We start from the raw sequence: 12,609 nt of genomic DNA, 5'->3' as shown, positions 1-12,609 counted from the left end.
ATGCTGGAGATCCGCGGGCTTTCCAAATCGTTCGGCGGCGTCAAGGCGACGGATGACGTCTCGCTCGACTTCGCCGATGGGTCATTGACCGCGGTGATTGGCCCCAATGGCGCCGGCAAGAGCACGTTCTTCAACCTGATCACCGGCGCGCTGAAGCCCGACTCCGGACAGATCTTGTTGAATGGCGTCGAGTTGGCCGGCCGCACGCCGCCCGATATCGTGCGCCACGGCATCGGCCGGGCGTTCCAGGTCGCCAGCATCTTTCCGTCGCTGACGGTGCACGAGACCATGCTGGCGGCGGTCTGCGCCGACCAGCGCCGCGCCGCGGTGCTGCATCGTCGATTCCCGCTGGCCGAAACCCGTGACCGTGCCGAGCAGGCGATGGAATTGCTGGGGCTGTCCAACAAGCGGAACCGAACCGCGGCGACGCTGTCGCATGGCGACCAGAAACTGCTCGATATCGCGCTGGCGCTGGTGCTCGAACCCAAAGTGCTGCTGCTCGACGAGCCCACCGCCGGGATGGGCACCGAAGAGCGCTGGCGCATGATCGACAAGGTTCATGAGCTCTGGCAGAAGCAGAAAATCACAGTCGTCTTCATCGAGCACGACATGGATATCGTGTTCAAGATCGCGCCCGAGATCGTCGTGCTCTGTTACGGCCGGATTCTTGCCACCGGCACGCCGGATGCGATCCGGCGCAACGAAGCCGTGATCGAGGCCTATCTCGGCACCGAAGATCACGCCGAGGCCGCACTATGAGCGCGCAGGCGATCGTCCAGGTCGAGGATCTCGACGTCTACTATGGCACCAGCCAGATCCTGTTCGGCGTCGGCCTGTCGGTGCGGCAGGGCGAGACCATGGCGCTGCTCGGCCGCAACGGCGCCGGCAAGTCCACCACCATGAAGGCCATCATGGGGCTGGCGCCGGCCCGCCGCGGCAAGGTCACCCTGAGCGGCCGGGTGGTGTCCGGGCTGAAGCCGCACCACATCGCCCGCGCCGGCCTCGGTTTCGTGCCGGAGGATCGCCAGATTTTCCCCGAGCATACCGTCGAGGATAATCTCGTGATCGGCGCCAAGAAGGGCCCCAATGGCGAGGACGAATGGTCGATCCGGCGGGTTTATGAGGTGTTTCCGCTGCTGGAGCCGCTGCGATACCGCATTGCGGGGCGGCTGTCGGGCGGCGAACAGCAGATGCTGGCGATTGCACGTACACTGATGGGCAATCCGGCGTTGCTGTTGCTGGACGAACCGAGCGAGGGGCTGGCGCCGATCATCGTCCAGCGAATCGGCGAATTGCTGCGCCAGCTCCGCGGCACCGGTGCCACGGTGTTGATCGCCGAGCAGAACATGCATTTTTGCCTTGGCCTTGCGAGCCACGCGACGGTTATCGACAAGGGCCAGATCGTCTACACATCCGGGATCGAAGAGCTGAAAGCCAACGATAACATTCGTCAGCGCTACCTCGCGCTGTAGCTTTCAGCCCGCCCGGGAGAAGAAATGGCCAAGGAAAATAGGCGCGAAAGCAAGCTGTTGCCGACGCACGAGGCGCCGTATCGCGGCCTGCGTGTGCTGGATTTCGGCCAGGGTATCGCCTCGCCCTATTGCGCGATGCTGCTCGCCGTCTACGGCGCCGACGTCGTCAAGGTCGAGCCGCCGGAGGGCGACTGGTCGCGTTTCCTCGGCACCACCTATGGTAGCCAGACCACGCTGTCCGCGGTCTATAATCGCGGCAAGCGCAGCCTTTGCCTCGACATGAAGCAGAAGGAGGCCGTCGCCATCGCGCAACGGCTGGCGAAAGATTGCGACGTCCTGATCGAGGGCTTTCGGCCCGGCGTCGCCGCACGCCTCGGGATCGGCTACGAGGAACTGGCGCGCGACAATCCCGGCCTGATCTATCTCTCGGTCAGCGCCTTCGGCCAGAGTGGACCTTACTCCAAACGTCCCGGCTCGGATTCGGTGGCGCAGGCGTTTTCCGGCCTGGTGTCGGTCAATGTCGGCAATGACGGCACGCCCCACCGGGTCGGCGCCACGATCTCCGACGTCGTCACCGGCGTCTATGCCTTCCAGGCCATTGCGACCACGTTGTTCGCGCGCTCAACCGTCGGCACCGGGCGCTGGATCGATGTCAATCTCTGCGCCTCGACCTCGGCGTTGCTCGGCCACAAGGTCGCCGAGCATATTCTGGAGGGCGGCGCGCCGCGCGCGCTCAACGTCCCCGCGGGCTCCTATCAGACCAGCGACGGCTGGATGATGGTCACGCTGGTGAACGAGCCGCAATACAAGCGGCTGTGCGCGGCAATCGAACGCGACGATCTCGCCAGCGATCCGCGCTTTGCCGATTTCGCCGCTCGCGCGGATTCTGCCGACACATTGATCTCGCAACTCCGCGAGGTGTTCCTGACCCAGCCGACGGATGCCTGGCTTGCGCGGCTGCATGCCGCCGACCTGATCGCCGAGCGCATCCTCAATCCCGGCGAATGGCTGCGCAATGCTCATGTCGAGGCGACGAATGCCGCGGTCTGCCAGGATACGCCGGGTGTCGGCCCGGTCTATACGCCGCGCACGCCGGGCATCGCCAGCCTGTCCGAGGACCACTTGCGGCCGTCGCCGGATATCGGGCAGGACAGTTACGAGGTGTTGCTGCAGGCCGGTTTTGACCGGAATGCGATCGATGAGCTGGTCAAGGCCGGTGCGGTACGTCAAGCCAAGGATCAGGCCAAGGGAGCTGCAGCATGAGCGATCTCGTTCGTTATTCCGTCTCGGGCAACATTGCGGCGATCATGCTGGACCGGCCGCCGGTCAATGCGCTGAGCATGGAATTGATCGATGCGCTGCTGGCGGCGCTGGCCAAGGCGAGGGACGACGAAACCGTGCGCGCCATCGTCATTGGCAGCATGCACAAGGTGTTTTGCGCCGGGCTCGATCTCGACATCGTCAGGGGGCGGCCCGGGATCGAGACCAAGAAATTCCTCGAGCGGCTGTATTTCGCGCTCAACGACACCCAGTATCGGATGGGCAAGCCGACCATTGCCGCCATCGACGGCGCGGTGCGGGCCGGCGGCATGACGATCGCGATCTCCTGCGACATGATCGTCGCTGGCGACGGTTCGACCTTCGGCTATCCCGAAATCGACGTCGGCCTGATCCCGGCGATCCATTTCGTGCAGCTGCCGCGGCTGGTCGGCAAGCATCAGGCGTTTGGACCATTATTCCTCGGCGAGCCCTTCGACGCAGCGACCGCATTTCGGATGGGGCTGTTGAGCGAGGTCGTGCCCAAGGGCACCGCGCTGGAGCGCGCCCGCGAGATCGCGCGGAAACTGGCCGCCAAGTCGCCGATCGTGATGAAGATCGGCCGCGACGCGTTTATGCGCGCGGTGGATGCGGATTTCAGGAGATCGGTCGAGAACGCCGCCGAGAGCTTTGCGCTGGTGGCGACGACGGAAGATTGCCAGGAAGGCCTCAACGCGTTCGTCGAAAAGCGGACGCCCAACTACAAGGGACGATGATGGCGGGACTATATTTCGAGGAATTCGAGATCGGCCGGGAATTCCACCATGAATTCTCCCGGACAGTCACGGAAATGGACAACACGCTGTTCAGCCTGCTGACGATGAATCCGCAGCCGCTGCATATCGACGCGCATTTTTCCGAAAAAACCGAATTCGGCCAGCGGCTGTTCAATAGCCTCTATACGCTCGGCATCATGATCGGCATGAGCGTCTACGATACCACGCTCGGCACCACGATCGGCAATCTGGGCATGACCGACGTCAAGTTTCCAAAACCGGTGTTTCACGGCGATACGCTGAAGGCGCATACCAAAATCATCTCCAAGCGCGCCAGCAAGTCGCGGCCGACCCAGGGCATCGTCGAGTTCGAGCACACCATGACCAACCAACGCGGCGAGGTGGTGGCAAGCTGCCGCCGCACCGGGCTGATGCATTGCAAACCGAAGGCAGAAAGCTGATGCGTTCATTTCTGTTCGTTCCCGGCGACAGCCTGCGCAAGTTCGAGAACGCCAAGAAGACCGCGGCCGACGCGCTGATCCTCGACCTCGAGGATTCAATTGCGCCCGACGAGAAGATCGGCGCGCGCAGCACGGTGCGCGAGATGCTGGCTGCGCGCAATCCAGTCCAGAAGATCTATATCCGCATCAACGCGCTCGACACCGGCATGACGCTCGGCGACCTCGCTGCCGTGATCCCGGGCCGCCCCGACGGCGTGGTGCTGCCGAAATGCGCTGGCGCTGCCGACGTCAACAAGCTGTCGCTGTATCTCGATGCGTTTGAGGCGGCGGCCGGGATCGAGAACGGCGCCACGCGCATCGTCACCGTTGCGACCGAGTCCGCGCGGGCGGTGCTCAAGCTGATGGATTTCGAGAACATGAGTCCGCGGCTGTGGGGCATGATGTGGGGCGCGGAAGATCTGGCGGCGTCGCTCGGCGCGTCCAAGAACCGCACCGGCCGCCGCTACCACGGCCCGTTCCTGCTGGCCCGCGATCTCTGCCTGATCGCCGCCGCTGCTGCCGGCGTCGTCGCCATCGACACCATCGCCACCGACATCAACGACCTCGAGACGTTGCGTGAGGAAGCGATTGCCGCACGTCAGGACGGTTTCCTGGCCAAGGCCGTGATCCATCCCAAGCACGTCGACGTCGTCAACGCCGCCTTCCTGCCGACGGATGAGGAAATCGCCTGGTCGGAGAAAGTGGTGAAGGCCTTCAACGACAATCCGACGTCGGGGGTCGTCAAGATCGACGGCAAGATGATCGACAAACCGCATCTGCGCGCGGCGGAGAAGATTTTGGCGTTGCGAAGAACGTAGGGTGGGTTAGCGAAGCGTAACCCACCGAAAAGCCGACCGCGGCGCAAGACATTGGTGGGTTACGCCTTCGGCTAACCCACCCTACGAAACAAGAATAACTAGGAAACAACCTCATGCGATTGACGAAGCCCCGCATTCCACCCGTTCCATCAGAGAAATGGACCGAAGAACAGCGCGAACTCGTGGCGCCGATGCAGGCCCGCGGCCGCATCATCAATATCTTCCGCACCATGCTGACGCATCCGGCGGCGGCGAAAGCCTTTCTGACCTGGGGCGGCTATATCCTCAGCCGCAAATCGACCTTGCCGCCGCGTGAGCGCGAGATCGTCATCCTGCGCACCGGCTTTCTGTGCAAGTCCGGTTATGAATGGACCCAGCATGTGCCGATCGGACAGAAGGCCGGACTGACCGATGCGGAGATCGCGCGGATCAAATTGGGGGCCGATGCGCCCGGCTGGAGTGCCGCAGACGCAGCGCTGCTGAAGGCCGCCGACGATCTGCATCGCGATTATTTTATCAGCGAACCGGTCTGGGCCGAGCTGACAAAGCACTTCAACGAACAGCAGCGCATGGACGTCGTGTTCGCGGTCGGCCAGTACACCCAGGTCTCGATGCTGCTGAACACGTTTGGCGTTCAGCTTGACGAAGGCCAGACGCTGGACCCGGATCTGAAGGGATTTTGAACGCTGCCTTCCGTCATTGCGAGCGCAGCGAAGCAATCCAGTCTTTCTTTGTGCGGCAATGCTGGATTGCTTCGTCGCTTCGCTCCTCGCAATGACGCGGAGAGCTTGTAGGGTGGGTTAGCGAAGCGTAACCCACCAACTTCGTGCAGCGTGGTTGATACCGCGGTGGGTTACGGCTTCCGCCTTCGCTCTACGAAGCTGCGACAAATTGGCGCGACGGGCGAAATATCGCTTAACCCGTCGGGCAAAGCAGTCGTTGGACTGCCGCCATCCTGTCCCACCAGAGCGTAGGCCATCGTCGCAAACGAGGGACAGGGAGCGGTGGACGCGGCAGCACGCGAGACGAACGGGCTGCAGCGTACGGCGAAATCGTTTGGGTCCGACGCCCCGGTGCTGGCGTCAAGTTCGCGGAAGTGAAAACTGAAGCGGATGATGGTGGCAAGAAAGCCGGTCACCAGGACGAAATCGTATAAGCCGTAAAGCCATTGCGCAGGGAAGGCCGGAGGCTTCCGCCAAACCTGTATGCTCGTAGGCGCAATTTTTTATGCACATTGCCTGCGAGACCGCGGGTGCGGCGCGCACCCGGTCTTCCCTGCGCCCTCTGATTTCGAGGGCAAGGTTTTCTTGCAAAACTCCGGGCGCATCGCGCCGCGAGAATGCGAAGCTATATCCAGCCGTCATTGCGAGGGGCGAAGCGACGAAGCAATCCAGTACTTCGCGAGACAAAGAAAGTCTGGATTGCTTCGCTTCGCTCGCAATGACGATGAGAGATCTACGAAGCTGCCTCGATCATCCCACCCTCGGCAATCAACGCGCCGATCTCATCCTCCGAAAACCCGGCCTCGCGCAAGATCTCGCCGCCATGCTCGCCAAGTCCCGGCGGATGATGCCGGATCGAAGGCGGGGTCTTGCTCCAGGTCGCGGCGGGGCCGGCGATGCGGAGCGAGCCTTCGGTCGGGTGCTCCATCGTCTGGAACAATCCGACCGCGGCAAGATGCGGGTCGTCAATCAGGCTGTCGAGGTCGTGCAGCGGCGCATGTGGGATGTCGGCCTCGTTGAAGAACGTCATCCACTCGGCCGTGGTGCGGGTCTTCATCATCTGCGAGAACCAGTCGTAGACGAAGTCGTAATTGCGGGTGCGGGCGTCGATGCTGTTCAGGCGCGGGTCGCGGTCGGCTTCGTTGGCGAGGCCGATCAGGCGAAAGAATGCGGTCCACTGCTTGTCGGAATAGACCAGCGCGCAGACATAGCCGTCACTGGTCTGGTAGGGGCGCCGATCCGGCGACAGCAATCGCGAATAGCCTGCCGGGCCGATCGGCGGATCGAAGCTGCGGCCGGACATGTGATCGCCGAGTACGAATCCCGCCATGGTCTCGAACATCGGGATCTCGATGGCCTGGCCGTCTCCGGTCCGTTCGCGGTGAAACAGCGCGGCGAGGATGGCGTGCAGCGCATTCAGCCCGACGATTCGGTCGGCCATCGTCGCCGGCGAATAGCGCGGCTCGCCGGTGATCTTGCCGGTCAGCGCCGGCAGCGCCGTGAGGCCCTGGATCAGGTCGTCATAAGCGGGTCGTCCGGCATAGGGGCCGGTCTCGCCAAAGCCGTGCAGGCTGGCATAGACCAGCCGGGGGTTGATCGCGAGCAAATCATCCGCGCCGAGCTTGAGGCGAGCCATCGCCGCCGGCCGCACGTTGTGCACGAAGACGTCGGCGTTCGCCGCCAGCCGCAGCAGCGCTTCGCGGCCGCCTCTCTTCTTGAGGTCGAGCACGATCGAGCGCTTGTTGCGATTACCCTGCAGGTACATCGCGCCCATCTTGGGATGACGCATCGGCGCGGCGAAGCGCATGACGTCGCCGTCGGGGCTTTCGACCTTGATGACGTCGGCGCCGTAGTCGCCGAGGATCATGGTCGCGTAGGGACCCATCATCACGCTGGTGAGGTCGATGATCCTGACGCCGGCGAGCGGTCCCGCCGGTGCGGAAGTGTTGGATTTAGTCACGGCGCGCGATCAATGGCCGGCTGCCAGGGCGTCGGTGAAGGCCTTGAATGTCTCGGTGCCCGGCTTGCCGCGCTTGTCGAGATCCTTCACCCAGTCCTCGGCGACCGTCTTGAACGCTGCGTCGAACACCTTCTTGTCGTCGGGACCGAACTCGATGACCTTCATGCCCTGCGACTTGATCTTGTCGGTCGCGATCTTCTCGCCGTCCTCGAACCGCTTGCAGGATTCGCGGGTGGTCTGCTCGCCGGCTTCGACGAGGGCTTTGCGGACGTTCTCGGGCAGGCTCTTGAATTTGGTCTCGCCCATCGAATAGGTCAGGATGGCGGTGCCGAAGTTCTGGCCTTCGGTGCCGGATTTCAGCATCTTGCCGAACTCGTAGGACACCGAGCTCTGATACGAGAAGATCATGCCGTCGAGCGTGCCGCGGGTCAGCGACTCGTAGATTTCGGGCGCGGCCATGCGAACCGGGATGCCACCGATCGAGCGCATCATCAGGTCCATGGCGCCGCCGGTGGTGCGGACCTTGAGGCCTTCGAGATCCTTGGCCGACTTGATGACGCGGCCGGTGGCGAGCTGGATCTGGTAAGCCGGCAGCGCGATGGTGACCAGCGGCCGCAACTGGTTGGGCCCGAATTCCTTGGTCTCCAGAACCCCGCCATTGTGCGAGATCTTGTAGAAGGCGAGCGAACCCTGACATTCGGTCTCAAAAATGCCCGGCAGTTCGGCGACCGCGGTCAGCGGGAATTTGTCCGACGAATAGGACGGCACGATATAAGCGAGGTCCATCACGCCAAGCGCAGTGAGCTGCGCCATGTCCTTGGCCTTGCCGAGTTGCTCCGAGGGAAAGTGCTGGAAGGTCACTTGCCCGTTGGTGGCCTTGGTGACGAGCTCCATGAACGGCTTGGCGACCATTTCATGGATGACATGACCGGCCGGCAGACTGTCGGCGAGGCGCAGCACGATCTTCTCTTGCGCGAAGGAAGCCGACGCCGAGCCGGCGAGAAGAAGCGCCGCGAGGCCTACGCTCCAGGGCAAACGAGGTTCGATATTCATGTTGGATCTCCCAGGGATCGGCCGTTTATCTCGACGGCTTCTTCAGTGTTGCATGTGGTTCGGCAGCCAGAGGATGATGTCCGGGAATGCCACGAAAATAGCGATCGCGATCAGATGCGCGATGAAGTGCGGGAAAGTACCGTGGAATACTTCGCCGACGGGACGTCCGGCGTAGCGGGCCACGATAAAGCAGTTCAGCCCGATTGGCGGCGTGATCATGCCGACTTCGGCGGTGACGATCTTGATGACGCCGAACCAGATCGGGTCGAAGCCGAGCGATTTGATCAGCGGCAGCACGATCGGAACCGTGAGCACCAGGATCGCGATCTGGTCCATGAACGAGCCCAGCACGATATAGCCGCACAGGATCAGCGTGATGATCACCCAGCGCGACACGTCGAGCGCGCCGACCCATCCGACGATGTTCTGCGTGACCTGCGTAAGCGTAAAGAAGTAGCCGAAGATGTGCGCGCACATGATGATCAGCACGATCATGCAGGTGCCTTGCGCGGCATGCCGCAACGTCACGTACAGCGACGTCATGTTGATCTTGCGCTTCCAGCAGGCCAGGCAGAACGCCCCGAAGGCGCCGAATGCCGAGGCTTCGGTCGGCGTCGCGACGCCGAGATAGATGGTCCCGGTCACGATCGAAAACAGCACCACCATCGGGCTGACCTGCCAGAGCAGGCCGAATTTCTCCGACCACGGCACCGCCTTCACGGTCGGTGCGCGCGACGGATCGAGCCACACCAGCAGATAGATCGTCCCCATGATGATCATGGTCACGATAATCGCGGGGATGATGCCGCTGATCAGCAGCTTGCCGATGTTGACCTCGGCCAGCAGCCCGAAGATGACCAGCGCCACGCTGGTCGGCAGCAGCATCGCCAGCGTGCCGGAGATCGCGACGACGCCGGCCGCCATGCGCGGCTCGTAGCCCTGGCGGATCATCGCGGGCAGGCTGGTCGAGGACAGCGTCGCGGCGGAAGCGGTGCTGGTGCCGCAGATCGAACCGAAGCCGGCGCCGGCGAGCGCGGTTGCCATGCCGAGGCCGCCGGGGATGCGGCCGACCCAGGCCGCGGCGGTCTTGAACAGGTCGTCGGCGACACCCGACAGCAGCACCAGATCGGCCATCAACAGGAACATCGGGATCGTGATCAGCTCGTAGGACGTTACGGCCGAAAGCGGCGTCGTCTGCAACACCCCGAGCAGGATCGGCCAGCCGCCGACCAGGTAAAGGCCGAGCCCGCCGGAAAACGCCATCGCGAATGCGACCGGCACGCCGATCGCCAGCAGGAAGAACAGCAGTCCGAGGATGAAAGCGGAAATCATTCGAAGCCTGCCTTTTCAGCGCCATGTCCCGCGATCGCCGGCAGCGGCAACAGGTCTTCGCCGGTCAACAGGCTTGTAGTGTTGGCAATCAGATGGACGGCGAGCCGCAGCGCGAGAATGCCGGCCCCGATTGGGACCAACCCCGCAGACGCCCATGTCGGCCAGGGAATGGCGCCCGCCATCACGTCGCCGGAGGTGAAATTTTCGAGTGCGCGCTGATAGCCGAGCCAGGTGATCGGAATGAAGATCGCGAGCCCAACCAGGTTCGAGATGATGATGCACAGGCGCTGGATCGCGGCCGAAAAGCGCGGCAGCAGGATGTCGACGCTGATATGGCCGTTGACGGCATAGGTGCCGGACAGCGACAGGAAGAACACGCCGGCCATGATGTAGAGCGAAATCAGGTCGTAAGCCCAGGAGAACGGCCGGTTGAAGACGTAGCGCATCACGACGTCGCTGAAGACGATGATCATGATCGCAAACATGAAGCATGCGGCGATCGCCGATGTTACCTTTTCGATGGCGGTCAAAGCCCTCAGGCTTGCCTTGATCACGTTGGTCTCTGTTCTCTGCGCTCGGGAAGCGGTTTGAGGCTTCGGTATGGTCCGGGGTTATTTGGCGGGAATGGCGGCGATGGCTGCGTCGAATTCCTTCAGCGCATCGCTGCCGCGCTTGCTGCGCGCATCGAGCCCCTCGGACCAGGTCTTCGCCACGCCCTTCATCAGGTCCTTGAATTTGACGGTGACCTCGGGCGACAGAGTCTCGAAACGAGTGCCGGCGGCTTCGAGCGACTTCTTGGTCTCGTCGTCCGACTTCTGCACCGACTTGCAGGCCGACGGAATGATCTCGTCGGCGACGTCGGTCATCGCCTTCTGGATCTCCGGCGTCAACTTCTTCCAGGCGCTGTCGCTGATCGAATAGGAAACGATGAAGCTGCCGAAACCGACGCCGTCGGTGGCATATTTGACGAGCTTGTCGGCGCCATAGGCGACCACGCTCTCGAGCGGAAACAGCAGCCCGTCCATGGTGCCGCGCGACAGCGATTCATAGGCGTCGGGGGCGGCCATGCGCACGGGGACCGAGCCGATCGCGCGCAAGGTGAGGTCCTGCGCGCCGCCGGTGGAGCGCAATTTGAGGCCGGTGACGTCGCCGACGTCCTTCACCGGATGCTTGACGGTGAAGATGCGATATTGCGGCAGGCTCACCGCCAGCAGCAGGCGGATATTGTTGGCGGTATAATCCTGCTCCGCGATCACGCCGTTCCGCGCCAGCTTCCAGTAGGCGAGGGTGCCCTGGCAGGAATGCTCGAACGCCCCCGGCAGCATTGCGACTTCGGAGACCGGCATCTTGTCCGACGTATAGGCCGGCGCAACATAGCCGATGTCGGCGACGCCGGTCTGCGTCAGCTTCAGCATGTCGGTCGCCTTGCCGAGCTGCTGGGCCGGATAGTGCTCGAAGGTCACCGCGCCATTGGTGCGCTTGGTGACCTCTTCCATCCAGGGTTCGAGGATCAGCTTGACCAGATAGTGGCCCTTCGGAAACGAGTCGGCCACGCGCAGTTTCACCGGGTCCGCGGCCTGTGCCAGAACGGTTGTTGCAATCAGAAGGCCGGAACCGGCAAGGGCTCGCAGAAGCGCGACCATATCTCCTCCCAAGAATTCCTCCCAAGGGACATGTTGTTGTTTGAAATAGCTGCGCATAAAGGAAATTCGTCGTCAAGGATGGCGTCGCGGCTGAGAACGGTGGGCTTCACAACCGGTGGACGCAGGGCCGAAGGACTGTCCGCTTCAGCCGCTTGTGGACCGCTTGGAGCGCGCTGCCGGTTCGCGCCGCTGCAGCGCCAGTTTCCTGATCAGGCGCGTCACGATCTCGGCCGCCGCCGACAGCGGCCGGTGCGAACCGAACGACATCCAGGTGGTCTGCTCGATGGTCGGACGCACGATGCGCACGGCGCTGAATTCGCCGGAAGCGATTTCGCGGGCGAATACATGCGCGGGCGAGATGGTGGCGAGGTCGGAGGCGCGGATGGTCTCGCCGATCAGCGAGGTCGAACTGGCTTCCAGCCTGATATCGAGCTCGAAATGCTGGGTCGCGGCGAGCCCGGTCAGGAGATTGGTCAGGCTGTTCGGCCGCACCGGCAGAGCCAGCGGCACTTCGGCCAGCGCCCGCAACGCTACCTCGGCGCCCTTCGCGATCGGGTGGCTGCTGCGGATGATCAGGTGGGTGTCCGCGCGCATGATCGCCTCGGCATTGGCGACGCGGCCGCGGCGGTAGCGATTATAGACCGCGATATCGACCCGCTGCGCTGCGAGCCATTCCTCGACCTGGCCGCTATAGCCTTCGAGCACGCGCAGCCGGATCCCCGGATAGTCGTCGCGCAGCAGGGCAGTGAGGCCGGCGACGAATGTACGCGACGCGACCGGCACAAGTCCGAGCGTCACTTCGCCGGAAGGCCGGCCGCGCGGACTCTTGGCGGCCTGCTCGAAAGCCGCAGCGTCGGCGATCAGCGCGCGTCCCTGCGGCAGCACCCGTTCGCCGATCTCGGTCAACGCGACACCGCGCCCGGTGCGGTGAAACAGCCTCCCGCCGACCTCGCGCTCCAGCGCCGAGACCTGCCGGCTCATCGCGGACTGCGCGATGCCGAGCGCAGTCGCGGCGCGGGCGTAGCTGCCGTGCGTCGCGACTTCGACGAATGCCCTGAGGTGTCGCAGCTCCACTC

13 protein-coding genes are annotated in these 12,609 nt (G+C 63.4%); 7 read left to right on the top strand and 6 right to left on the bottom strand.

What is annotated here, in order from left to right:
* The 7 genes from BLS26_RS08665 to BLS26_RS08635 all read left to right on the top strand — a co-directional run bounded on the left by BLS26_RS08665 (window position 1) and on the right by BLS26_RS08635 (window position 5,506).
* A complete protein-coding gene (locus BLS26_RS08665; protein ID WP_092510179.1) occupies window positions 1-759 on the top strand; it encodes an ABC transporter ATP-binding protein in 759 nt (252 codons plus the stop codon).
* On the top strand, window positions 756-1,472 hold the full coding sequence (locus BLS26_RS08660; protein WP_092510177.1) for an ABC transporter ATP-binding protein: 717 nt from the start codon (window positions 756-758) through the stop codon (window positions 1,470-1,472). Before BLS26_RS08665 ends, BLS26_RS08660 begins: the two co-directional genes overlap by 4 nt.
* A 24-nt stretch (window positions 1,473-1,496) precedes the next feature.
* The gene (locus BLS26_RS08655) at window positions 1,497-2,735 is read left to right on the top strand and encodes a CaiB/BaiF CoA-transferase family protein (RefSeq protein WP_092510175.1); all 1,239 of its coding nucleotides are present in this window, start codon (window positions 1,497-1,499) and stop codon (window positions 2,733-2,735) included.
* The gene (locus BLS26_RS08650) at window positions 2,732-3,505 is read left to right on the top strand and encodes an enoyl-CoA hydratase/isomerase family protein (protein WP_092510173.1); all 774 of its coding nucleotides are present in this window, start codon (window positions 2,732-2,734) and stop codon (window positions 3,503-3,505) included. Before BLS26_RS08655 ends, BLS26_RS08650 begins: the two co-directional genes overlap by 4 nt.
* Window positions 3,505-3,966 carry a MaoC family dehydratase gene (locus tag BLS26_RS08645; protein ID WP_092510171.1) on the top strand — a complete coding sequence of 154 codons (462 nt, stop codon included), beginning with the start codon at window positions 3,505-3,507 and terminating at the stop codon, window positions 3,964-3,966. Before BLS26_RS08650 ends, BLS26_RS08645 begins: the two co-directional genes overlap by 1 nt.
* On the top strand, window positions 3,966-4,823 hold the full coding sequence (locus tag BLS26_RS08640) for a CoA ester lyase (RefSeq protein WP_092510169.1): 858 nt from the start codon (window positions 3,966-3,968) through the stop codon (window positions 4,821-4,823). The genes BLS26_RS08645 and BLS26_RS08640 overlap by 1 nt, the downstream gene beginning before the upstream one ends.
* 113 nt (window positions 4,824-4,936) lie before the next feature.
* On the top strand, window positions 4,937-5,506 hold the full coding sequence (locus tag BLS26_RS08635) for a carboxymuconolactone decarboxylase family protein (protein WP_092510167.1): 570 nt from the start codon (window positions 4,937-4,939) through the stop codon (window positions 5,504-5,506).
* 772 nt (window positions 5,507-6,278) lie between these two features.
* On the opposite strand, the gene BLS26_RS08630 is transcribed toward BLS26_RS08635, so the two are convergent.
* The 6 genes from BLS26_RS08630 to BLS26_RS08605 all read right to left on the bottom strand — a co-directional run bounded on the left by BLS26_RS08630 (window position 6,279) and on the right by BLS26_RS08605 (window position 12,607).
* Window positions 6,279-7,433: a CaiB/BaiF CoA-transferase family protein gene (locus BLS26_RS08630; protein ID WP_092517808.1), complete on the bottom strand. Its 1,155-nt coding sequence runs from the start codon at window positions 7,431-7,433 to the stop codon at window positions 6,279-6,281.
* A gap of 81 nt (window positions 7,434-7,514) precedes the next feature.
* Entirely contained in the window at window positions 7,515-8,558 is a 1,044-nt protein-coding gene (dctP, locus tag BLS26_RS08625) for a TRAP transporter substrate-binding protein DctP (protein WP_092510164.1), read from the bottom strand.
* Window positions 8,559-8,600: 42 nt separating this feature from the next.
* Window positions 8,601-9,890 carry a TRAP transporter large permease gene (locus BLS26_RS08620; protein WP_092510162.1) on the bottom strand — a complete coding sequence of 430 codons (1,290 nt, stop codon included), beginning with the start codon at window positions 9,888-9,890 and terminating at the stop codon, window positions 8,601-8,603.
* A complete protein-coding gene (locus BLS26_RS08615; protein WP_092510160.1) occupies window positions 9,887-10,444 on the bottom strand; it encodes a TRAP transporter small permease in 558 nt (185 codons plus the stop codon). Before BLS26_RS08615 ends, BLS26_RS08620 begins: the two co-directional genes overlap by 4 nt.
* 57 nt (window positions 10,445-10,501) lie before the next feature.
* Window positions 10,502-11,533 (bottom strand): TRAP transporter substrate-binding protein DctP, encoded by a 1,032-nt coding sequence (gene dctP / locus BLS26_RS08610; protein WP_092510158.1) that lies wholly within the window; start codon window positions 11,531-11,533, stop codon window positions 10,502-10,504.
* A gap of 144 nt (window positions 11,534-11,677) precedes the next feature.
* Window positions 11,678-12,607 carry a LysR family transcriptional regulator gene (locus BLS26_RS08605; RefSeq protein ID WP_092510156.1) on the bottom strand — a complete coding sequence of 310 codons (930 nt, stop codon included), beginning with the start codon at window positions 12,605-12,607 and terminating at the stop codon, window positions 11,678-11,680.
* Window positions 12,608-12,609 lie beyond the last annotated feature (2 nt).

This window comes from Afipia sp. GAS231 (assembly GCF_900103365.1).
Lineage (GTDB): Bacteria > Pseudomonadota > Alphaproteobacteria > Rhizobiales > Xanthobacteraceae > Bradyrhizobium.
Note: the sequence above shows the minus strand (reverse complement) of the source record. Positions and strands in the feature narration are given on the sequence as shown.